The organism is Litoreibacter ponti, assembly GCF_003054285.1.
GTDB classification, from domain to species: domain Bacteria; phylum Pseudomonadota; class Alphaproteobacteria; order Rhodobacterales; family Rhodobacteraceae; genus Litoreibacter; species Litoreibacter ponti.
Genome location: NZ_QBKS01000001.1, coordinates 1,186,916 through 1,207,679, shown reverse-complemented (window position 1 = coordinate 1,207,679; position 20,764 = coordinate 1,186,916). Strand labels below are relative to the sequence as shown.

Here is a 20,764-nt window from a genome sequence, read left to right as displayed (position 1 = left end):
CATGTCTGAGCTGAAGAAAATCATCATCGACGGCCAAGAGATCGAGTGCGATCCGGCCATGACCCTGATCCAGGCCTGTGAGCAGGCCGGCATCGAGGTGCCTCGCTTTTGCTACCACGAGCGGCTGACCATCGCGGGCAACTGCCGGATGTGTCTGGTCGAGGTTGTGGGCGGCCCGCCAAAGCCCGCCGCGTCCTGTGCGATGCAGGTGCGCGACCTGCGGCCCGGCCCCGAAGGCCAGCCGCCGGTGGTCAAGACGAACTCGCCCATGGTCAAGAAGGCCCGAGAAGGGGTGATGGAGTTTCTGCTGATCAACCATCCGCTGGACTGCCCGATCTGCGATCAGGGCGGCGAGTGTGATTTGCAAGACCAAGCAATGGCTTACGGCGTGGACTTCTCGCGCTACCGCGAGCCCAAGCGCGCTGTCACCGATCTGGACCTTGGCCCGCTGGTCGAGACCCATATGACCCGCTGCATCTCCTGCACCCGCTGCGTGCGCTTCACCACCGAAGTGGCGGGCATCACCCAGATGGGCCAAACGGGTCGGGGCGAGGATGCAGAGATCACGTCCTATCTGGGCGAGACTTTGGACAGCAACCTGCAGGGCAACATCATCGACCTGTGCCCCGTGGGCGCGCTGGTCTCGAAGCCCTATGCGTTCACCGCGCGGCCTTGGGAGCTGACGAAAACCGAAAGCGTCGATGTGATGGACGCGCTCGGCTCCAATATCCGCGTGGACACCAAGGGGCGCGAAGTGATGCGCTTCCTGCCGCGCAACCATGACGGCGTGAACGAGGAGTGGATTTCCGACAAGACCCGCTTCGTGTGGGACGGTCTGCGCCGCCAACGCCTTGATACGCCTTACATTCGCGAGAATGGCAAGCTGCGCAAAGCGGGCTGGGGCGAGGCGCTGGAAGCCGCGAGCGCCGCCATGAAAGGCAAGAAAGTCGCGGGCCTAGTGGGCGATTTGGCCCCGGTCGAGGCCGCGTTTGCGCTCAAGCAGCTGATCGAGGGTCAGGGCGGCGTCGTGGAGTGCCGTACCGATGGCGCGAAGCTGCCCGCGGGCAACCGCTCGGGCTATGTGGGCACCGCGACGATCGAAGAGATCGACACCGCCAAGTCCATCCTGATCATCGGCAGTGACCCGTCCAAGGAAGCGCCCGTGCTGAACGCGCGCATCCGCAAGGCGTGGCTGGCAGGCGCCAAGGTCGCGCGCATCGGCGCCCCGGCGGAGCTGAGCTATGATCCGGTCAACCTCGGCACCGACCGCGCGGCGCTCGAAAAGCTCGCCGCGATGGACCATTCCGACAAGCAGGGCACGGCAGGGGTGATCATCCTCGGCCAAGGTGCCTTGTCCGACCCTGACGGCGAAGCGGTGCTGGGCACCGTGATGCAGATGGCCGAAGCCGCTGGATCTAAGCTGTTGATTTTGCACACGGCTGCGGGCCGAGTGGGCGCGATGGATGTGGGCTGCACCAACGAGGCTGGCATGGACGGCATCAAGGATGCGGAGGTGATCTACAACCTTGGCGCCGACGAGGTCGAGATCGAGGCGGGCCCGTTCGTGATCTACCAGGGCTCCCATGGCGACCGCGGCGCGCACCGCGCCGACATCATCCTGCCGGGCGCGGCCTACACGGAAGAGCAGGGGCTGTTCGTCAACACCGAAGGCCGACCCCAGCTGGCGCTGCGGGCCAACCACGCCCCGGGCGAGGCGAAGGACAACTGGGCGATCCTGCGCGCGCTGTCGGGCGAGCTGGGGGCGGTGCTGCCCTTCGACAATCTCGCACAGCTGCGCAAGGCGCTGGTGGCCGAGGCCCCGCATCTGGCGGCCATTGACGAGGTGCCGGAGAACGAATGGCAGCCGCTCAAGGCCAAGAAGATGGGCAAGGCCGACTTCCGCCCCGCCATCACCGAGTTCTACCTGACCAACCCCATCGCCCGCGCAAGCCAGCTGATGGGCGAGCTTCAAGCCGGCGCAAAAGCCCGCGCCGAAGCCCCGATGGCTGCGGAGTAGCGTGCGATGCGCGCCCTCATACCAATGCTGGGCGTGGCCATGATGGCCGCCGCTTGCGCGCCTGCGCCCGTGGACCCGTCGCAAAGCTACTTTGCGCCGAATTACCGCGGGATCGAGACGCGCAGGCTCGATGACGAGCTGGTCTCGTTTCTGGTGCGGATGGAAGGGGCGCGGACCAACGCAGATGTCGCGGATTACGCCAAATGCGCCGCCGCGCAATACGCGCTGATCCGGGGCTTCGGCTTTGCGCGCCATGTGCGCACCAGTGTGCAAGAGGAGGGTGGCCTTTGGGTCGGGGATGCGGTTTACACCATCTCGGCTGCGCTGCCCAAAGGATTACAAACGATCGACGCCGAAGTGGTGGTGTCGGAGTGTGCCGAGACCGGCATACCAACCGTATAAGAGAGACCGAGGATCATGGCTGACTTTCTTCTGACAGGACCGGGCATCGCCCTGACCATCGTGGCCCAATGCCTCGCGGTGCTGGCTTTTGTGCTGATCTCGGTGGTGTTTCTGGTCTATGGCGACCGCAAAATCTGGGCCGCCGTGCAGATGCGCCGCGGGCCGAACGTGGTGGGGGCATTTGGCCTGCTGCAAATCCCGGCGGACGCGCTGAAATACATCGTCAAGGAGATCGTGATCCCGGCGGGCGCGGACAAGACCGTTTTCCTGCTGGCACCCATGCTGGCCTTCGTGCTGGCGACGATATCTTGGGCGGTGATCCCGTTCTATGACACCTGGGTTCTGGCCGATCTGAACGTGGCCATTCTGTACGTCTTCGCCATCGGCTCGCTTGAGGTTTACGGCGTGATCATGGGCGGCTGGGCGTCGAACTCGAAATATCCGTTCTTGGGCAGCTTGCGCTCTGCGGCGCAGATGATCTCGTACGAGGTGTCCATCGGCCTGATCATCGTGGGTGTGATCATCTCCACCGGCAGCCTGAACTTTGGCGATATCGTGCGGGCGCAGGATGGCGATTACGGCTTCTTCAGCTGGTATTGGCTGCCGCATCTGCCGATGGTCTTCCTGTTCTTCATTTCGGCGCTGGCCGAGACCAACCGCCCGCCGTTCGATCTGCCCGAAGCGGAGTCCGAGCTGGTGGCGGGGTATCAGGTCGAATACTCCTCCACGCCGTTCCTGCTGTTCATGGCCGGCGAATACATCGCCATCTTCCTGATGTGCGCCCTGATCACCTTGCTGTTCTTCGGCGGCTGGCTCAGCCCGTTCCCCTTCATCCCCGACAGCCCGCTGTGGATGGTCGCGAAGATGTCGTTCTTCTTCTTCATGTTCGCCATGGTGAAGGCCGTGGTGCCGCGCTACCGCTACGACCAGCTGATGCGGATCGGCTGGAAGGTCTTCCTGCCGCTGTCGCTGGCGTGGGTCGTGATCGTGGCCTTCTTCGCCCAATACGGCGCATTCGGCGGGGCCTATGCCCGCTGGACGGTGGGGGGCTAATTCGCGATGGGCGTCGACTGCACCCTGTTTCAGCAATTGGTGGACCTTTCCACCCGCTTCCGGCCCCAGGGCCGGTCGCTGATGCTGGGCCGTCAGGGGTTCAAGATCGAGCCACCCTTTGCCAAGTCTTATGAGAGCGCCCTGCGCCGCGCGGGGATCGCCAAGAAGCGGTTCCACTACCTGCAGGATGACGAGTATTCCGAGACCCTGTTCCGCGAGCTGGGATTGGGCGAGATCGAGACGATGGATTACGCCTCCTACGAGGGGCCGTCGATCGAGCAGGACCTGAACCAGCCGGTGCCCAAAAGCCTGCATGGCAAGTTCGGCTTCATCTTCGATGGCGGCACCATCGAGCATGTGTTCAACGTCCCGCAAGCGCTCGAGAACGTCTACAACATGCTGATGCCCGGCGGGCGCTTCGTGTCGGCCAATGGCATGAACGGCTGGGTCGGCCACGGCATGTACCAGTTCAACCCAGAGCTGGTCTGGACCTACTGGAAGCGCAAATGCCAGTGCCTGGTGCATATCTGCGCGGGGCTCACCAAGATCCCCGGGGCCGCCAAACCGCTGAACTTCCCCGACGCCGCCGAAACGGGGCGCCGGCTGCGGCTCAAGGGGATGATCCCCGAGGGCCGGGTGTATCTGTACTACGAAATCGAGAAAACCGACGCCGGACCCGCCAAGGGCTCGGCGCTGCAAAGTGACTATGAAGTGAAATGGGCGGGCGCCTGACCGCGCGCCGCCTCACGGGAGAGACAAAATGAGCGTAAGCCTCGGCCGCCGTGCCAAGTACTTCCTGCTGCTGGACATCTTCAAAGGGTTCCAGCTGGGCTTCAAATACTTCTTCGCCCCGAAGATGACGGTGAACTACCCCCACGAGAAGGGGCCGCTGTCGCCACGTTTCCGCGGCGAACATGCCCTGCGCCGCTACCCCAACGGGGAAGAGCGCTGCATCGCGTGCAAATTGTGCGAGGCGGTCTGCCCCGCGCAGGCGATCACCATTGACGCTGAGCCCCGCGATGACGGCTCGCGCCGCACAACGCGCTACGACATCGACATGACCAAGTGCATCTATTGCGGCTTCTGCCAGGAAGCCTGCCCGGTGGATGCCATCGTCGAGGGGCCGAATTTCGAATTCGCCACCGAGACCCGCGAAGAGCTGTTCTACGACAAGGACAAGCTGCTGGCCAATGGCGAGCGCTGGGAAGCCGAGATTGCGCGCAATCTCGAAATGGACGCCCCCTACAGATAAGGACCGGACACGATGGGAGCTTGGGGCTCAGGCATATTCGACAATGACGGCGCGGGCGACTGGCTGGCGGCGTATGAGGAAGAGGGCGCGTCGATGATCGACAGCGCGTTGTCGGACGTGTCGGAAGCGGTCTCCGAGGGCTATATAGAGATCGACGTTGCCAATGCGGGGCTCGCCGCCGCCGAAGGGGTCGCGACCTGCTTCGGCGCGCCCTCCAAGCGCGTCGACGGCGACGTGCGCGACAACTTGATCGAGCACGAAGACGAGGTGCAGGCCATGGACGACATCGTCGCCCGCGCCATCACCGCCGTCGAGGCGATCATCGATGACGCCGACAAGTCCGAGTTCACCGACCTGTGGCAGGATGCGGGCGCCTGGGACGAGGTCACGCCGATCATCGACGACCTTCTGGCCCGGCTGGGGCGCGTGAAGTGAGCGCTATGAGCACATATGAGCGCGGCCAAGCGCTGTCCGAGAAGGTGAACCCCGGCATGGAGGACGCCCTGCGCGCCCGCTATGACGCGCTGGTCCCCGGCTTGTCGCGCACCGTGGTCGATGTGGCCTACGGGCAGTTCTACGCACGCGGCGGTGTGGACGAGAAGACCCGGCTGCTGGCCACGATTGCGGCGCTGACCGCACTTGGCGCGCAGACCCGCCCGCAGCTGAAGGTCAATATCGGCTCTGCCCGCGCGGTGGGGGCCACCCGCGAAGAGATTTGCGAGATCATCTTCCAGATGACGCTCTACGGCGGCTTCCCCGCCATGATCAACGCCATGAATGCCGCCATCGAAGTGTTCGAGGCGGAAGAGAAGGAGACACCCGATGAGTGATCCCGCCAACCCGTTCGAGGCGATGATGAAGATGGGCCAGGACTGGGCCAAGACCATGAACCCCGCACTCGAAGCGTTCACGCCCAAGGGGTTCGAGGCCCTGATGCCCACCATGTCGGCCGATATGATGGAGCAATTCATGGGCAAGGGGTTGAGCCCCGAGGGGCTTGATGCCAAGACGCGCCTGCTGCTGACGCTCACCGGGCTGACGATTCAGGGCGCGCAGGCCGAGAGCCAAATCCGCCTCACCGTCCGCCATCTGGTGGAGGCCGGGGCCACGAAACAGGAAATTGCCGAGACCATCGCCCAGGCGGCGATGTTCGGCGGCGTTCCGGCAATGTCGAAGGCCATGGAACTGGCCACCGAAGTGCTGGACGGAGAAGGGACAAGCTGATGGGTTTTGCCGATTTCGCATTCTACATGTTCGCCGTGACCGTGGTGACCTCCGGTCTCTTCGTGGTCGTGGCGCGCAACCCGGTGCACTCGGTGCTGTGGCTGATCCTGGCCTTCCTGAGCTCCGCTGGCCTTTTCGTGCTGCTGGGCGCCGAGTTCGTCGCGATGCTGCTGATCATCGTCTATGTGGGCGCGGTGGCCGTGCTGTTCCTGTTCGTCGTCATGATGCTCGACGTGGACTTCGCGGAGCTTAAGGGCGAGTTGGCCAAGTTCGTGCCCCTTGCGGGGCTCATTGGCGTGATCTTGTTGATGGAGCTGGCGCTGGTCTTTGGCGTCTGGACCGGTGCCGAGAACGCATCCGGCCTGCGCGACGCAGTCACCCCCGCAGTGGAGGACACGCAGAACACCGCCGCCCTGGGCCAGCTGATCTACACCAAGTATATCTACCTGTTCCAGGCCGCGGGCCTGATCCTGCTGGTCGCCATGATCGGCGCTATCGTGCTGACCCTGCGCCACCGCTCCGACATTAAGCGCCAGAACGTGCTCAGCCAGATCTACCGCGACCCGGCCGAGCAGATGGAACTCAAGGACGTCAAACCAGGGCAGGGTCTGTGACCCAGAATATTCTAAATATTCTGGTGCGTTTTCTTCATAAGAAAACGCCGCCCCGCGGGCTTCGCAACGGGGCGGTTTTGACCGTTGCGACCCTTGCCGCCGGTCCTGCGCTGGGCGCGATCGAGGCCTGCGACCGGGTCACGCATATCTCCCACGGCGGCGTGGCCGATCATGTGGACATGGGCGCGGGCAAGGTGATGTGGACCGAATGGTGGAGCCCGGAGGGCGTCTACAAGACTGTCTGGCTGGCCGATTGCCGCACCGGCATCGCGCTGGACCTGCGCACCCATGAAGAGCGGATCACCGAGCGCTATGTGCGCGACAAGACCGAGCTTGTGCGCGCCAAGATCACCCGGCAGGCCGAGGCCTCGCCCGCCTTCTTCACCATTGACCGCGTGGCCGGGCTGATCCGCCGCGATGGGCGCGATCTGCATATCCAGCAATACGCGGAAGAATTCTGCGCCTGTGACGCGGCCTACCCGAACCTGCAGGGCGACAAGACACCCTACGAGGTGCCGTCATGATGCAGCCCGCCGTCCGCCGCGCCGTGATCTTTGGCCTGCTCGCGTTGTTTCTCGCGCCGATTGTGATACTTGGCGTTTCTCCCGCCGACCGGGTCCACGGGTTGGCCGGGCCGTTCGCCGGGGCAGGCGGGGCGGCACCTGCCGGGGGGATGCAGCCATGATGCGCGCGCTGACCCTTGCCACCTTGGGGCTGGCCGCAGGGCCCGCCGCGGCGTTGACGCCCCTGCCGCCGGCCTGCGCTTATTCGGGGGACACGGCCGAGGGCCGGGGGATCGTCTTCGTGGCGACCCATGCCAACCGCTTTGTCAGCTACATCACCACTGATGATACCGACCGCGAGTGGTTTTATCTGGAGCATTGCCCGACGGGCCAGACCTTGCGCGCCCGTTCAGCCCCACGCACCGCCAGCCTTGGCAACACACGCCACCCGGAAAATGTCCGGCAGGTGATGTTCAACGCGCTCGACGCGCGCGAGGGCTACACGATGGGCGACATCCAGGGCCTGCTGCGCGCCGAGGGCGTCGCCACCAAACGCACCACCGCCCGCGCCGAAAGCTGCGCGTGCCACGAGAACTTCCCCGACGCCGTCGGGGCCAAGACACCCTACAAGAAAGATACGAAATGATCGGACTTGAACATTATCTCACAGTCGCGGCGGCTTTGTTCGTCATTGGCATTTTCGGCATCTTCGTGAACCGCAAGAACGTGATCGTCATCTTGATGTCGATCGAGCTGATGCTCCTGGCGGTCAACATCAATCTGGTGGCCTTCTCGAGCTTCCTGGGTGATCTGGTGGGGCAGGTGTTCACGCTCTTTGTGCTGACCGTCGCCGCCGCCGAGGCCGCCATCGGGCTGGCCATTCTGGTGTGCTTCTTCCGCAACCGCGGCACGATTGCCGTGGAAGACGTCAACGTGATGAAGGGCTGATGAAAGTGCTGCGCTTCCATATTTTGTTGGCCATCGCCTGTGTATTATTAACTGCCAAGGCTGCCGTCGCATGCAGTCTCGACGCGACGATACATTACGTCGATCAACCAATTGACGTTTCCGAAGACGGCAGCTTTGTCGAGGCCGGTGACCGCCCAAATCATGTGGTGTCGGGCTTGAAAATCAAAGCGATCGGTCGCGGCCTCACGGCTCAAACGATCCTGAGTGGCACTCCATGCCCGCCAATGAGTGAGTATCTCATCCTTGCCGACTGCAACGATGGCGACCTGCTTCGTCTCTATGGTACGTATAATCGCAAAGACCGTTTGGCTATAGAGAAGAGCATCGCTGCTTACCGTGAGCAGCATGGTCGCGATCCGTTCATTGCACCCTACTTCCCCAGATCGGGTCTGAAGGTGGCGCATCTCGTCTCACCTAACGGTCCGATGGAATTCACCAAAAACGTGTCAATCGCTTCGATTGAGGCTATGGCGCGGACGCACGATCTTGAATACACCCGCCAAGTGTCTGTGCAGCTCGATGCAATGGCGGAGCGTAACCGTTTCAATCCGTTTGCTGGGTGCAGCATCCACTATCCAGAAAGCCAAATGGCCCAACGAGCGCCATTCACGAGGTAAACCGAGCTATGGAAACGACCCTCCTCTTTGCGCCCATCATCGGCAGCCTGATCTGCGGCTTCGGCTGGAAGTTCATCGGCGAGCAGGCGGCTTGCGTGATCGCCACGGCGCTCTTGTTCCTGTCGGCGATCCTGAGCTGGATTGCCTTCCTGACCTTCGACGGCACGACCGAGACCATCGAGCTCCTGCGCTGGATCCAGTCCGGCACGCTGGACACGAGCTGGGCCATCCGTATGGACCGCCTGACGACGATCATGCTGATCGTGATCACCACCGTCTCTGCGCTCGTGCACCTTTATTCCTTTGGCTACATGGCCCATGACGACCATTTCGACGAGGGCGTCAGCTACAAGCCGCGTTTCTTTGCCTACCTGTCCTTCTTCACCTTCGCGATGCTGATGCTGGTGACCTCGGACAATCTGGTGCAGATGTTCTTTGGCTGGGAAGGGGTCGGCGTCGCCTCGTATCTGCTAATCGGGTTCTACTACAAGAAGCCGTCGGCCAATGCCGCCGCCATCAAGGCCTTCGTGGTCAACCGGGTGGGGGATTTCGGCTTCGCCCTGGGCATCTTCGGGCTGTTCTATCTGGCCGACAGCATCAACTTCTCGGACGTGTTCGAGGCGGTGCCAGAGATTGCCGAGACCCAGATCACCTTCCTATGGACAGAGTGGAACGCGGCGAACCTGCTGGCCTTCCTGCTGTTCGTGGGCGCCATGGGCAAATCGGCGCAGTTGTTCCTGCACACCTGGCTGCCCGACGCGATGGAGGGCCCGACCCCGGTGTCGGCCCTGATCCACGCTGCCACCATGGTGACCGCGGGCGTATTCCTCGTCTGCCGCATGTCGCCGCTGATCGAATACGCCCCGGCCGCGCAGACCTTCATCATCGCCATCGGCGCCGCCACCGCATTTTTCGCGGCCACGGTGGGTCTGGTACAAAACGACATCAAGCGGGTGATCGCCTATTCGACCTGCTCGCAGCTGGGCTACATGTTCGTGGCGGCGGGCGTCGGGGTCTACTCGGTGGCGATGTTCCACCTGCTGACCCACGCCTTCTTCAAGGCGATGCTGTTCCTTGGCGCGGGCTCGGTCATCCACGCGATGCATCACGAGCAGGACATGCGCAACTATGGCGGGCTGCGCCACAAGATCCCCAAGACCTTCTGGGCGATGATGATCGGCACGCTGGCGATCACCGGCGTGGGCATTCCGCTGCTCTATGTGGGCTTCCCCGTGGGCTTTGCGGGCTTTGTGTCGAAGGACGCGATCATCGAGAGCGCCTATGCGCACACGCCGATGGGCTACGCCTTCTGGATCCTCGTGATCGCCGCGCTGTTCACCAGCTTCTACAGCTGGCGGCTGATGTTCATGACCTTCTATGGCAAGCCGCGGGGCGACAAGCACACCCACGAGCATGCCCATGAAAGCCCCGCCACGATGCTGACGCCGCTGGCGGTGCTGGCGGTGGGTGCGATCTTCTCGGGCATGGTGTTCTACAAGCCGTTCTTTGGCTCGGACGAGAGCGTGGCAAAGTTCTTCGGCATCTCCGGCGAGAAGCACGCGTTGATGGAGCCGTTGCAGCCCGTGGGCGCAGCCTTTGCCGCGACCGAGGACAAAGAAGGCGACGATCACGCCGACAAGCCCGCCGCCAAGCCGGGGCAGGGCGCGATCCATATGGCGCCGGACAACCACGTGCTGCATGATGCGCATTACGTGCCGAACTGGGTTAAGGTGTCGCCCTTCGTGGTCATGCTGCTGGGCTTCTTCACGGCGTGGATGTTCTACATCAAGAATCCGTCCCTGCCGGGGCGCTTGGCGGCCAACCAGAAGCATCTCTACCAGTTCCTGCTCAACAAGTGGTACTTCGACGAGATCTACGACTTCCTGTTCATCCGGCCCGCCAAGTGGCTGGGCAATTTCCTGTGGACGCGGGGCGACGGGGCGGTCATTGACGGCTCGATCAACGGGGTGGCGATGGGGGCAGTACCGTTCCTGACGCGGCTCGCGGGCCGGGCGCAGTCGGGCTTCATGTTCCACTATGCCTTCGCCATGGTCATCGGCGTTGTGATCATCATCACGTGGTTCGCCATCGGCGGGCCCAGCGTCACCGGGGGGGCGGAATAATGGACAACCTTCTGTCACTCATCACCTTCGCGCCGCTGGTCGGTGCGCTGATCCTGGCGCTGTTCCTGCGCGGCGATGACGAGGCCGCGCAGCGCAACGCCAAGTGGCTGGCGCTGATCACCACCTCCGTGGTTTTCCTGCTGTCGATCTTCGTCTATACCGGGTTCGACCCTGCCAACACGGGCTTCCAGTTCGTTGAAGAGCGCGAGTGGATCCTGGGCCTGAACTACAAGATGGGCGTGGATGGCATCTCGGTCACCTTCGTGCTGCTGACCACCTTCCTGATGCCGCTGGTGATCGCGTCCTGCTGGGACGTGAAGACCCGGGTGAAGGACTACATGATCGCCTTCCTCGTGCTCGAGACCCTGATGCTGGGCGTCTTCTGCGCGCTGGACCTGATCCTGTTCTACCTGTTCTTCGAAGCAGGGCTGATCCCGATGTTCCTGATCATCGGCATCTGGGGCGGGGCGAACCGCATCTATGCGAGCTTCAAGTTCTTCCTCTACACGCTGCTGGGGTCCGTGCTGATGCTGATCGCGATGATCGCGATGTATCTGGACGCGGGCACCACCGACATCCCGACACTGCTGACCCACACCTTCGCGTCCGAGAGCTTCCCGGTCGCGGGCATCACCGTCGTGGGCGGGATGCAGACGTTGATGTGGCTGGCGTTTTTCGCGAGCTTCGCGGTGAAGATGCCGATGTGGCCGGTGCATACCTGGCTGCCGGATGCGCACGTGCAGGCGCCCACGGCGGGCTCGGTCGTGCTGGCGGCGATCTTGCTGAAAATGGGCGGCTACGGCTTCCTGCGCTTCTCGCTGCCGATGTTCCCCGTCGGCTCCGACATTCTGGGCATTTACGTGCTGTGGATGAGCGTCATTGCCATCATCTACACATCGCTGGTCGCACTGGCGCAGCATGACATGAAGAAACTCATCGCCTACTCCTCCGTGGCCCACATGGGCTACGTGACCATGGGCATTTTTGCGGCCAACCAGCAGGGCATCGACGGGGCGATCTTTCAGATGATCAGCCACGGCTTTATCTCCGGCGCGCTGTTTCTGTGTGTGGGCGTGATCTACGACCGGATGCACACCCGCGAGATTGACGCTTATGGCGGGCTGGTCAACCGCATGCCGGCCTACGCGCTGATCTTCATGCTGTTCACCATGGCCAATGTTGGCCTGCCGGGCACCTCGGGCTTTGTGGGGGAGTTCCTGACGCTGATGGGCATCTTCCAGGTGAACACCTGGATCGCGGTCTTCGCGACCACCGGCGTGATCCTGAGCGCGGCCTATGCGCTGTGGCTCTACCGCCGGGTTGTCATGGGCGATCTGATCAAGGAGAGCCTGAAGTCGATCACCGACATGACCACGCGCGAGCGCGCGATCTTCGCGCCGCTGGTGGTGATGACGATCCTCTTGGGCGTCTACCCCGCGCTGGTGCTGGACCTGATCGGGCCCAGCGTCGAGGCGCTGGTAAGCAACTATGACAGCGCGCTGCTTGACAGCGGCGTGCGCACGGCTGTGGCCGGGAATTAAGGACGATTTGAGATGATCCAAGCTGACCTGAATGTCGTTCTTCCGGAGATCCTGCTGGCGGTCTTCGCGATGGCCGCCCTGATGGGCGGGGTCTACACGACCAAGGACCGCGCGGCGCCGGTGATCCTGTGGGCCACGTCGCTCGCCTTCGTGCTGCTGGCCGCGTGGATCGGCTTCAATGGCGAGGGCACGCAGACCGCCTTTGGCGGGGCCTTCATCGATGACGGCTTCTCGCGCTTTGCCAAGGTGATGATCCTGCTGTCCGCGGCGGCGATCCTGCTGTTGAGCCAGGATTTCATGGCCAAGCACGGCCTGTTCCGGTTCGAGTATCCGATCCTTGTCGCGCTCGCCGTGGTGGGCATGATGATGATGGTCTCCGCGGGCGATCTTATGGCGCTTTACATGGGGCTCGAGCTGCAGTCGTTGTCGCTCTACGTCGTGGCGTCGCTGCACCGAGACTCGCTTAAATCGACCGAGGCCGGACTGAAATACTTTGTCCTCGGCGCGCTGAGCTCGGGGATGCTGCTCTATGGTGCCTCGCTGGTCTACGGCTACGCCGGTACCACCCTGTTCGAGGGCATCCTGTCGACCATGGCCGAGGGCGAGAGCATCTCGCTGGGCCTGCTCTTCGGTCTGGTCTTCGTCTCTGCCGGCTTGGCCTTCAAGGTGTCCGCCGCGCCATTCCACATGTGGACGCCCGACGTCTACGAGGGCTCGCCGACGCCGATCACCGCCTTCTTTGCCACCGCCCCCAAGGTGGCGGCCATGGGGCTGTTCGCCCGGGTGGTGCATGACGCGTTTGGCGGTGCGGTCGCGGACTGGTCGCAGATCGTGGCCTTCCTGTCGGTCGTGTCGATGTTCCTGGGCGCAATCGCGGCCATCGGGCAGCGCGATATCAAACGCCTGATGGCCTATTCGTCCATCGCCCATATGGGCTTTGCGCTGATGGGGCTTGCCGCGGGGACCGCGGGCGGTGTGCAGGCGATGTTGGTCTATATGGCAATCTACGTGACGATGAACGTAGGCACCTTCGCCTTCATCCTGTCGATGGAAAAGGACGGCCAGCCCGTCACCGACATCGACGCGTTACAGAACTATTCCAAGCAGGAGCCGGGCCGCGCGCTGGCGATGCTGGTCTTGATGTTCTCTCTGGCAGGTATCCCGCCGCTCGTGGGCTTCTTCGGCAAGTTCTATGTGCTGCAGGCCGCCGTGGATGCGGGCATGGCGTGGCTTGCCATCGCGGGCGTGATCGCGTCGGTGATCGGCGCGTTCTACTACCTGCGCATTGTCTACTTCATGTATTTCGGCGAGGAGCGCGAGGCGCTCAACGGCTCCATGCCGATGGTTGGATGGGCGCTGCTCATGGGATCGGCGGCGGCGATGCTTCTGGGCGTCATCAACCTTTTCGGGATCGAGGGGGCGGCGATGGCGGCGGCGGGGGCTCTTGTCAACTGAGCCGCACGCCTCGCTTTGGCCCGAAGGGGTCGACCGCATCATCCGCGATGAGGTCGACAGCACCATGGCAGAGGCCGCGCGGCTGGCCCCGGACCTAAGACGCCCGACCTGGGTGATGGCCCACCGCCAGACGGCCGCGCGCGGCCGGCAGGGCCGGGCGTGGGTGAACCCGGAAGGCAATCTGTCTGCCACCTTGCTGATGCGCCCCGAAGGCGGGCCCGCTGATGCGGCGCTGCGGTCTTTCATGGCGGCCAATGCGCTTTTCGAGGCGCTGGCGCTGCATGTGGACCGCACCAAGCTGGCGGTGAAATGGCCCAATGACGTGCTGCTGTCGGGCGGCAAGGTCGCGGGCATTTTGCTGGAAAGCATGGGCACGTCGCAGGGGGTGGAATGGCTGGCCATCGGCGTGGGCGTGAACCTGAAGGCGGTGCCCGACGGCGTGCAGGATGCAGCCTTTCCGCCGACCGCGTTGGCCGAGCATGGCGATCTGGTCGGCCCCGAGGATTTTCTTGAGAAGCTGGCGGTGAATTTTGCGACCGAAGAGGCGATCTTCGCAGAGCTGGGTTTCGGAAAAATCCGCGAGGACTGGCTGAAGCGCGCCGCGCGGCTGGGGGAGGTGATCACAGCCCGCACCTCGCGCGCGGAGATCACGGGCACCTTCGAGAGCATCGACGAGGCGGGCAACCTGATCCTGCGCACGCCAAAAGGCGCAGAGGTGATTGCCGCGGCGGATGTCTATTTCTCTTGAGAGGGCGATGGGTGAGATCACCCATCCTACGGGACCTATGAAAGGCGGCGCCGCCCGAGGGTTTGCCCCGAGCCTGCACATGAAGTCAGCCATTGGTCTCACCGGTGATTGCGGCTTGCGTGCAATCGGTCGGGGTGCGAGCGGGGTGGAAAGTCCCGCGCGCGGTTTGCTAGCGGGCCACGGGATAGCGCGCCGCGCGTTAAGACCCGGTTTACGCTGCGCACGCCGCGCGGTAGAGACGCGCAACGGAAGGGTTTTTGATGCTGCTGGCGATTGACTGCGGGAACACCAACACGGTCTTTTCCATCTGGGATGGGGAGCGGTTTATCGCGACGTGGCGCACCTCGACCGAGTGGCAGCGCACGGCGGACCAGTACTACGTCTGGCTGTCCTCGCTGATGGCGTTTCAGAAGATCGACGTGGAGATCACCGAGGTGATCGTGTCCTCGACCGTGCCGCGCGTCGTGTTCAACCTGCGGGTCTTCGCGGACCGCTACTTCAACACCCGTCCCATCGTGGTGGGCAAGGAGGGCTGCGTGCTGCCCGTAGATGTGCGGGTCGACGAAGGCACCGCTGTGGGGCCCGACAGGCTTGTAAATACGGTGGCGGGGTACGATCTGTATGGGGGCGACCTAATTGTGGTCGACTTCGGCACCGCGACGACCTTCGACGTGGTGGACCGGGACGGCGCCTATATCGGCGGCGTCATCGCGCCGGGTGTGAACCTGTCGCTGGAGGCGCTGCATCAGGCCGCCGCCGCACTGCCCCACGTGGACATCACCAAACCGCAGATGGTGATCGGCACAAACACGGTTGCATGTATGCAATCGGGTGTGTTCTGGGGCTATATCGGGCTGATCAAGGAGATTTGCGCCCGCATCAAGGCCGAGCATGGCCGCGAGATGAAAGTCATCTCCACCGGGGGGCTGGCACCATTGTTCCAGCAATCCGAAGACCTATTTGACGAATTCAACGATGACCTGACAAGCCACGGGCTGGTGGTCATCAACGCATATAACAGAAAGAACAGCTAATCATGGCAGGCGAACGACTGGTCTATCTGCCCCTCGGCGGGGCGGGCGAAGTAGGCATGAACATGTACCTTTACGGGTACGGAAAACCGAACAAGGAGCGCTTCATCCTCGTGGATATGGGCGTGACCTTCCCCGATATGGACGGCACGCCGGGAGTGGATCTGATCTTCCCCGATATCGAATGGATCGCCGCGCGGGCCGACCGGCTGGACGCGATCTTCATCACCCATGCGCATGAGGATCACGTGGGCGCGGTTGGGCATCTCTATGACCGTCTGCGCGCGCCGATCTATGCGCGCAAGTTCACCTCGCATATCGCGCGGCTGAAGATGGAAGAGCATGGCTATAGCGGGGAAGAGATTGAGGTGGTCGGCCCGATGCCCCATCAGGTGCAGGTGGGCGCGTTCAAGGTGGGCTTGATGCCGATCTCGCACTCGATCCCGGAATCGAGCGCGCTGGTCATCGACACCCCAGAGGGGCGCGTGGTGCATTCCGGCGACTTCAAGATCGACGAGACGCCCGGTCTGGGCGAGCCGTTCGACCGCGAGGCGTTCGGCTCCCTTGGGCCGGTGAAAGCGCTGATCTGCGACTCGACGAATGTCTTTTCGCGTCACGAAGGCCGCTCGGAATCGACGGTCGGCCCCAACATCGTGCCCATCGTGCGCGAGGCCGAAGGGCTGGTCGTGGCGACCACCTTTGCCTCCAACATCGCGCGGGTGCGCACCTTGGCGCAGGCGGGCGTGGATGCGGGGCGCTCGGTCGTGCTGCTGGGGCGCTCGATGCAGAAGATGGTCCGCGCGGGGCTCGAGACCGGCGTGGTCACGGACTTTCCGCCCTATCTGGCCCCGGAGGAGGCCGGCGATATCCCGCGCCAGAACCTAATGATCCTGGCGACCGGCTCACAAGGTGAGCGGCGCGCCGCGACCGCGCAGCTGTCGCGCGGCAAGTTCCTTGGGTTCTCTCTGAAAGAGGGTGACACGGTGATTTTCTCGTCGAAGACGATCCCGGGCAACGAGACGTCCGTGGGGCAGATCGTCAACAATTTCAGCGAGATGGGCGTCGATGTGATCGACGACAAGATGGCCGATATCCATGTGTCGGGCCATGCCAACCGCCCCGATCTGGAAGAAATGCACCGGCTGGTGAAGCCGCAGATTCTTGTGCCGAACCATGGCGAGCACCGGATGCTGCGCGAGCATGCGACGATTGGCGAGGCGGGCGGCATCGCCTCTGTCGTGGCACCCAATGGCACGATGGTGTCGCTGTCGGGCAACCGCCCCGAGGTGGTCGAGTTCATCGAGACGGGGCGTTTGTACCTTGATGGCGCGGTGCAGATCGGCGCGCTGGACGGCATCGTGCGCGACCGCATCCGCATGGCGCTGAACGGCCAGGTGGTTGTGGGCGTGCTGATCGACGAGGATGACGAGGCGCTCGAGCCTTGGGTCGAGCTGCGCGGGCTGGCCGAGATGGGCCGCTCCAAGGCGCCGCTGGCCGATGTGCTGGAGGAAGAGCTGGGGCAGTTCCTGGGGCGTGCCAATGGCGCGACGATCAGCGACGACGACAAGCTCGAAGAGCAGCTGCGCCGCATCGTGCGCAACACGTCGCAATCGGAGATCGGCAAGAAGCCGGAAGTCGTGGTGCTGATCTCTAGGCTGACCGCTTGAGCAGGAAGTGATGGGTTAACCCAATCGCCACCAGCGCGTAGAGGATGTGGCCCCAAAGCGCCGCCCATGTGATCCCGGTGAAGCCCAGAAACGGGGCTTGGCCGGCGATCAGATGCGCCATGACGTAGAGCGCGAAAACCCATTGCACGATGCCGAACGCGACGGCGACAAGCGCCCATCTGAGGCCCGGCATGAACTTTTGCCACAGTGGCCGCGCGACCAGCGCGAAGCCCAGCGGGTAGCCAATGCAGCCTGCGAAATAGTGCAGGAAGTTAGCCGCCTCGCGAGACTGAAATCCGCTGAGCGCCTTGAAGACGGAGCCCGCCAGCGGCACGGGCGCCAGCCGGGAGCCGCCAAGAAGCGGGCTGATCACCTCGCCATAAAGCTCGAACGCGATGGTCGCGGCGGAGCCTGCAAGCACCAGCATCAAAAACCCCCGCAGCGACAGGGGATGGGGCGTCGTGTCGGTCATCATGTGGTCTCCAGCAACAGGGTGGGACAAGGTTAACGGGGCGGGAGGTGTTGCGTCGAGCGCGGCGCGCTCACGGCGCCATCACTTGCGCGCCACTTCCATTGAAACATTTTCGCTGCAGTGCCGCATTTTTCACGGCCCGAAGCAGTGAAATCCGCGTGTGGCATGGCTATATTCAAGTGGGTCAGCCGATGGCCCGCCACATAGGAGGTCGCCCCATGGCAGACCGTCTTCGCGTCGTGATTGTGGGTGCGGGCTTTGGCGGATTATCCGCCGCGAAAGAGCTCAGCCGCGCCCCGGTCGACATCACGCTGATTGACCAGCAAAACCACCATCTGTTCCAGCCGCTGCTTTACCAGGTTGCCACCGCCGCGCTGACCCCTGCGGAGATCGCCGTGCCGATCCGACAGGTGCTGCGCAAGCAGGACAACGTGCGTGTGGTGATGGACCGGGTCGAGGCTGTTTCGACCGCCGAGAAAACCGTGCGCTGCGAAAGCGGGCAGGACATCCCCTATGACGCGCTGGTGCTGGCGACCGGCGCGCGGCATTCGTATTTCGGCAATGACGATTGGGCGGAGCATGCGCCGGGGCTGAAGACCCTCGATGATGCCTTTGCGCTGCGCGAGAAGATCCTGCGCGCGTTCGAACATGCTGAAATCGTGGCGGAAAGTGATCCGGCCGCCGCGCGGCGGCTGCAAAGCTTTGTTGTGATTGGGGCCGGTCCGACCGGGGTCGAGATGGCGGGCGCGATTGCCGAATTGGCCGCATCGCTGATGCGCGACTTCCGGCATCTGGACGCCGCGAACACACGGGTGATCCTTGTCGAAGGCGGCCCGCGCGTGCTGCCGAGCTTTGCCGAGAGCCTGTCCGCGCGGGCGCAATCTGATCTGGAAAGTCTGGGCGTCGAGGTGCGGGTGAACACGATGGTCAGTGACATCTCCAGCGACCGTGTGACGACCGGCAACGGCGTGATCGAGGCCGGTACGGTGATCTGGGCGGCGGGCGTCAAAGCCTCGCCGGCCGCGCGCTGGTTGGGCCTGCGCCCGGGCCATGTGGAGGTCGACGAGACGTTGCGCCCGGAAGGTTTGGAAGACGTCTATGTCATCGGCGATACCGCCCGGTTGGAGGTTGACGGCGCGCCCTTGCCGGGCATCGCGCCGGTTGCAAAACAGATGGGGCAGTATGTTGGCCGAAGGCTCGCTGCAGCTGCGAAAGGCGCCGCATTCACCGAACACTTCCGCTACCGCGATGCGGGGGCGCTGGCGACAATTGGGCGCAACCGCGCGGTGGCGGATATCTTTGGATTGAAGTTAACGGGCTTCATCGGCTGGCTGCTCTGGGGCGCCGCCCATGTCTACTTCCTGATCGGCTTCAAGAACCGGCTGTTCGTCGTGTTGCACTGGCTGTGGTCATACGTGACTTGGCAGCGGGGCGTGCGGCTGATCATGCATGACGCACCCAAACTCTCGAAGAGAGTTTGAGCTGGAAGTCACATGAAGACGTAAACGCCGCTTAGCTGGCTTCGCGGCGCTCATCGAAGCTGTGAGCGATGAAGTCGGGCAGGTGATCGCCTAGGCCTACGACCTTGGGGCCGCGGTCATTGTTGCCCCGCCCACCGCGAGAGCGGGAGCGTTTGGGCTTATCGTCTGACTTCGCCTCCGCACGCGGCTCTGGCTTCGGTGCCTCTTCGGGCTTAACCTCTGGTGCGGCCTCTTCAACTTTCGCCTCGACCGGTGCGTCTTCGGCCTTCTTCGAGCGGGACCGCGACCGCGAACGGGATTTCTTCGGCTTGTCCTCTGCCTCGCCTGCGGCTTCCGCCTCGGACGGTTTGGAGGCGGGGGCCGCCTGCTCGCCCACGTCGCCGCGGGGGATCGTCGTTTTGATCAGGTCTTCAATGGCGGCCAGCAGTTTCTCGTCGCGCGGCGTCGAGATCATCATCGCGGCGCCTTCGCGGCCCGCGCGACCGGTGCGCCCGATACGGTGCACATAGTCTTCCGCGTGGGAGGGGACGTCGAAGTTGAACACGTGGCTCACATTCGGGATGTCGAGCCCGCGCGCGGCCACGTCGGAGGCCACGAGGAAGCGGATCTTGCCATCGCGGAAGCCGTCGAGCGTGCGCGTGCGGTGGGACTGGTCGAGATCACCATGGATCGGTTCGGCATCGTGGCCGTATTTCTTCAACGACTTGGCGACGATATCGACATCCACCTTGCGGTTGCAGAAGATGATGCCGTTGGTGACCTTCTCGCCCTCCTGGTCGATCAGCTTGCGCAGGAAGTCGCGCTTTTGCTTGGCCTGGGCGTCGCGGCGGGTGCCGGGCAGCTCGAACACCTGTTGAGTGATCGTCTCGGACGCCGTGGCCTGTCGGGCCACTTCGATCCGCTCGGGGTTCGACAGGAACGTGTTGGTGATCCGCTCGATCTCTGGCGCCATGGTGGCGGAGAAGAACAGGGTTTGGCGGGTGAAGGGCGTCAGGCCGAAGATGCGCTCGATATCGGGGATGAAGCCCATGTCGAGCATCCGGTCGGCCTCGTCGACCACCATCACCTTGACGTCGGTCAGGATCAGCTTGCCGCGCTCGAAATGATCAAGCAGGCGGCCGGGCGTGGCGATCAGCACGTCGACGCCCTTGTCGATCAGCTGGTCTTGCTCTTTGAAGGACACGCCGCCGATCAGCAGGGCCTTCGTGAGCTTGGTGTATTTCGCATACAGGTCGAAGTTTTCGGCCACTTGGGCTGCCAGCTCCCGCGTGGGGGCCAGCACAAGCGAGCGGGGCATCCGGGCGCGGGCGCGCCCCCGGTTCAGCAGCGTGATCATCGGCAGCGTGAAACTGGCGGTCTTGCCGGTGCCGGTCTGGGCGATGCCAAGCACGTCGCGGCCTTCGAGCGCGGGCGGGATCGCGCCGGCCTGAATGGGCGTCGGATCAGTGTAGCCGACCTCGTCGATCGCTTTGAGAACTTTGGTGTGGAGCTTCAGGTCAGAGAATTTTGTCATGTGTTTCCAAATTACGCCGCGCCCGGTTCATCATTCATCAGGGCAGTGCGGCAGGTCTTTGGGACGCAAGGCTTCCAACGCG

Annotated in this window: 22 protein-coding genes; 20 read left to right on the top strand and 2 right to left on the bottom strand. The window is 63.4% G+C overall.

All coding sequences use genetic code 11. The annotated features are described in order from the left end of the window. The first annotated feature begins 1 nt into the window (after position 1). The 19 genes from nuoG (at position 2) to C8N43_RS05955 (ending at position 17,216) form a co-directional block, all read left to right on the top strand. A complete protein-coding gene (gene nuoG, locus C8N43_RS06045; RefSeq protein WP_107844741.1) occupies positions 2–2,017 on the top strand; it encodes an NADH-quinone oxidoreductase subunit NuoG in 2,016 nt (671 codons plus the stop codon). Positions 2,018–2,023: 6 nt separating this feature from the next. Further along, positions 2,024–2,419 carry a hypothetical protein gene (locus C8N43_RS06040; RefSeq protein WP_107844740.1) on the top strand — a complete coding sequence of 132 codons (396 nt, stop codon included), beginning with the start codon at positions 2,024–2,026 and terminating at the stop codon, positions 2,417–2,419. Between the two features lie 15 nt (positions 2,420–2,434). After that, entirely contained in the window at positions 2,435–3,472 is a 1,038-nt protein-coding gene (gene nuoH, locus C8N43_RS06035; protein ID WP_107844739.1) for an NADH-quinone oxidoreductase subunit NuoH, read from the top strand. A 6-nt stretch (positions 3,473–3,478) separates the two neighbouring features. Continuing rightward, entirely contained in the window at positions 3,479–4,204 is a 726-nt protein-coding gene (locus C8N43_RS06030) for a class I SAM-dependent methyltransferase (protein WP_107844738.1), read from the top strand. Positions 4,205–4,232: 28 nt separating this feature from the next. After that, positions 4,233–4,724 (top strand): NADH-quinone oxidoreductase subunit NuoI, encoded by a 492-nt coding sequence (gene nuoI / locus C8N43_RS06025; RefSeq protein WP_107844737.1) that lies wholly within the window; start codon positions 4,233–4,235, stop codon positions 4,722–4,724. Between the two features lie 12 nt (positions 4,725–4,736). Beyond that, positions 4,737–5,159, top strand: coding sequence for a DUF4259 domain-containing protein (locus tag C8N43_RS06020; RefSeq protein ID WP_107844736.1), 423 nt, complete (start codon positions 4,737–4,739; stop codon positions 5,157–5,159). 5 nt (positions 5,160–5,164) lie between these two features. Continuing rightward, entirely contained in the window at positions 5,165–5,554 is a 390-nt protein-coding gene (locus C8N43_RS06015) for a carboxymuconolactone decarboxylase family protein (RefSeq protein ID WP_107844735.1), read from the top strand. Next, positions 5,547–5,948, top strand: coding sequence for a carboxymuconolactone decarboxylase family protein (locus C8N43_RS06010; RefSeq protein ID WP_107844734.1), 402 nt, complete (start codon positions 5,547–5,549; stop codon positions 5,946–5,948). The genes C8N43_RS06015 and C8N43_RS06010 overlap by 8 nt, the downstream gene beginning before the upstream one ends. Next, positions 5,948–6,562, top strand: a complete 615-nt coding sequence (locus C8N43_RS06005) for an NADH-quinone oxidoreductase subunit J (RefSeq protein ID WP_107844733.1) — start codon at positions 5,948–5,950, stop codon at positions 6,560–6,562. The genes C8N43_RS06010 and C8N43_RS06005 overlap by 1 nt, the downstream gene beginning before the upstream one ends. 23 nt (positions 6,563–6,585) lie before the next feature. Then, the gene (locus tag C8N43_RS06000) at positions 6,586–7,086 is read left to right on the top strand and encodes a hypothetical protein (protein WP_158269922.1); all 501 of its coding nucleotides are present in this window, start codon (positions 6,586–6,588) and stop codon (positions 7,084–7,086) included. Positions 7,087–7,246: 160 nt separating this feature from the next. Next, the gene (locus C8N43_RS05995) at positions 7,247–7,711 is read left to right on the top strand and encodes a hypothetical protein (protein WP_158269921.1); all 465 of its coding nucleotides are present in this window, start codon (positions 7,247–7,249) and stop codon (positions 7,709–7,711) included. Continuing rightward, entirely contained in the window at positions 7,708–8,013 is a 306-nt protein-coding gene (gene nuoK / locus C8N43_RS05990) for an NADH-quinone oxidoreductase subunit NuoK (RefSeq protein ID WP_107844730.1), read from the top strand. Before C8N43_RS05995 ends, nuoK begins: the two co-directional genes overlap by 4 nt. Further along, the gene (locus C8N43_RS05985) at positions 8,013–8,651 is read left to right on the top strand and encodes a hypothetical protein (RefSeq protein ID WP_107844729.1); all 639 of its coding nucleotides are present in this window, start codon (positions 8,013–8,015) and stop codon (positions 8,649–8,651) included. Before nuoK ends, C8N43_RS05985 begins: the two co-directional genes overlap by 1 nt. Before the next feature lie 8 nt (positions 8,652–8,659). Next, the gene (nuoL, locus tag C8N43_RS05980; protein ID WP_107844728.1) at positions 8,660–10,774 is read left to right on the top strand and encodes an NADH-quinone oxidoreductase subunit L; all 2,115 of its coding nucleotides are present in this window, start codon (positions 8,660–8,662) and stop codon (positions 10,772–10,774) included. Then, positions 10,774–12,315 carry an NADH-quinone oxidoreductase subunit M gene (locus tag C8N43_RS05975; RefSeq protein ID WP_107844727.1) on the top strand — a complete coding sequence of 514 codons (1,542 nt, stop codon included), beginning with the start codon at positions 10,774–10,776 and terminating at the stop codon, positions 12,313–12,315. Before nuoL ends, C8N43_RS05975 begins: the two co-directional genes overlap by 1 nt. A 12-nt stretch (positions 12,316–12,327) precedes the next feature. Continuing rightward, the gene (nuoN, locus tag C8N43_RS05970; protein ID WP_107844726.1) at positions 12,328–13,770 is read left to right on the top strand and encodes an NADH-quinone oxidoreductase subunit NuoN; all 1,443 of its coding nucleotides are present in this window, start codon (positions 12,328–12,330) and stop codon (positions 13,768–13,770) included. Further along, the gene (locus C8N43_RS05965) at positions 13,760–14,518 is read left to right on the top strand and encodes a biotin--[acetyl-CoA-carboxylase] ligase (RefSeq protein WP_107844725.1); all 759 of its coding nucleotides are present in this window, start codon (positions 13,760–13,762) and stop codon (positions 14,516–14,518) included. Before nuoN ends, C8N43_RS05965 begins: the two co-directional genes overlap by 11 nt. A gap of 260 nt (positions 14,519–14,778) precedes the next feature. Continuing rightward, the gene (locus tag C8N43_RS05960; RefSeq protein ID WP_107844724.1) at positions 14,779–15,552 is read left to right on the top strand and encodes a type III pantothenate kinase; all 774 of its coding nucleotides are present in this window, start codon (positions 14,779–14,781) and stop codon (positions 15,550–15,552) included. A 2-nt stretch (positions 15,553–15,554) separates the two neighbouring features. Beyond that, positions 15,555–17,216, top strand: coding sequence for a ribonuclease J (locus tag C8N43_RS05955; protein WP_107844723.1), 1,662 nt, complete (start codon positions 15,555–15,557; stop codon positions 17,214–17,216). Here the strand turns inward: C8N43_RS05955 and C8N43_RS05950 are convergent. Then, a complete protein-coding gene (locus tag C8N43_RS05950; protein WP_107846260.1) occupies positions 17,200–17,688 on the bottom strand; it encodes a hypothetical protein in 489 nt (162 codons plus the stop codon). The genes C8N43_RS05955 and C8N43_RS05950 overlap by 17 nt on opposite strands. Before the next feature lie 218 nt (positions 17,689–17,906). Here C8N43_RS05950 and C8N43_RS05945 point away from each other — a divergent pair, with 218 nt between their 5' ends. Beyond that, a complete protein-coding gene (locus tag C8N43_RS05945) occupies positions 17,907–19,169 on the top strand; it encodes an NAD(P)/FAD-dependent oxidoreductase (protein WP_107844722.1) in 1,263 nt (420 codons plus the stop codon). Between the two features lie 31 nt (positions 19,170–19,200). Here C8N43_RS05945 and C8N43_RS05940 read toward each other — a convergent pair whose 3' ends face one another. Further along, complete coding sequence (locus C8N43_RS05940; protein WP_107844721.1) at positions 19,201–20,682, bottom strand: DEAD/DEAH box helicase; 1,482 nt, start codon at positions 20,680–20,682, stop codon at positions 19,201–19,203. Positions 20,683–20,764 lie beyond the last annotated feature (82 nt).

Bases quoted from the DNA above. Each gene is read 5' to 3' on its own strand.
- nuoG (WP_107844741.1), top strand. From the start codon at position 2: ATGTCTGAGCTGAAGAAAATCATCATCGACGGCCAAGAGATCGAGTGC.
- C8N43_RS06040 (WP_107844740.1), top strand. From the start codon at position 2,024: ATGCGCGCCCTCATACCAATGCTGGGCGTGGCCATGATGGCCGCCGCT.
- nuoH (WP_107844739.1), top strand. From the start codon at position 2,435: ATGGCTGACTTTCTTCTGACAGGACCGGGCATCGCCCTGACCATCGTG.
- C8N43_RS06030 (WP_107844738.1), top strand. From the start codon at position 3,479: ATGGGCGTCGACTGCACCCTGTTTCAGCAATTGGTGGACCTTTCCACC.
- nuoI (WP_107844737.1), top strand. From the start codon at position 4,233: ATGAGCGTAAGCCTCGGCCGCCGTGCCAAGTACTTCCTGCTGCTGGAC.
- C8N43_RS06020 (WP_107844736.1), top strand. From the start codon at position 4,737: ATGGGAGCTTGGGGCTCAGGCATATTCGACAATGACGGCGCGGGCGAC.
- C8N43_RS06015 (WP_107844735.1), top strand. From the start codon at position 5,165: ATGAGCACATATGAGCGCGGCCAAGCGCTGTCCGAGAAGGTGAACCCC.
- C8N43_RS06010 (WP_107844734.1), top strand. From the start codon at position 5,547: ATGAGTGATCCCGCCAACCCGTTCGAGGCGATGATGAAGATGGGCCAG.
- C8N43_RS06005 (WP_107844733.1), top strand. From the start codon at position 5,948: ATGGGTTTTGCCGATTTCGCATTCTACATGTTCGCCGTGACCGTGGTG.
- C8N43_RS05995 (WP_158269921.1), top strand. From the start codon at position 7,247: ATGCGCGCGCTGACCCTTGCCACCTTGGGGCTGGCCGCAGGGCCCGCC.
- nuoK (WP_107844730.1), top strand. From the start codon at position 7,708: ATGATCGGACTTGAACATTATCTCACAGTCGCGGCGGCTTTGTTCGTC.
- C8N43_RS05985 (WP_107844729.1), top strand. From the start codon at position 8,013: ATGAAAGTGCTGCGCTTCCATATTTTGTTGGCCATCGCCTGTGTATTA.
- nuoL (WP_107844728.1), top strand. From the start codon at position 8,660: ATGGAAACGACCCTCCTCTTTGCGCCCATCATCGGCAGCCTGATCTGC.
- C8N43_RS05975 (WP_107844727.1), top strand. From the start codon at position 10,774: ATGGACAACCTTCTGTCACTCATCACCTTCGCGCCGCTGGTCGGTGCG.
- nuoN (WP_107844726.1), top strand. From the start codon at position 12,328: ATGATCCAAGCTGACCTGAATGTCGTTCTTCCGGAGATCCTGCTGGCG.
- C8N43_RS05960 (WP_107844724.1), top strand. From the start codon at position 14,779: ATGCTGCTGGCGATTGACTGCGGGAACACCAACACGGTCTTTTCCATC.
- C8N43_RS05955 (WP_107844723.1), top strand. From the start codon at position 15,555: ATGGCAGGCGAACGACTGGTCTATCTGCCCCTCGGCGGGGCGGGCGAA.
- C8N43_RS05950 (WP_107846260.1), bottom strand. From the start codon at position 17,688: ATGACCGACACGACGCCCCATCCCCTGTCGCTGCGGGGGTTTTTGATG.
- C8N43_RS05945 (WP_107844722.1), top strand. From the start codon at position 17,907: ATGGCAGACCGTCTTCGCGTCGTGATTGTGGGTGCGGGCTTTGGCGGA.
- C8N43_RS05940 (WP_107844721.1), bottom strand. From the start codon at position 20,682: ATGACAAAATTCTCTGACCTGAAGCTCCACACCAAAGTTCTCAAAGCG.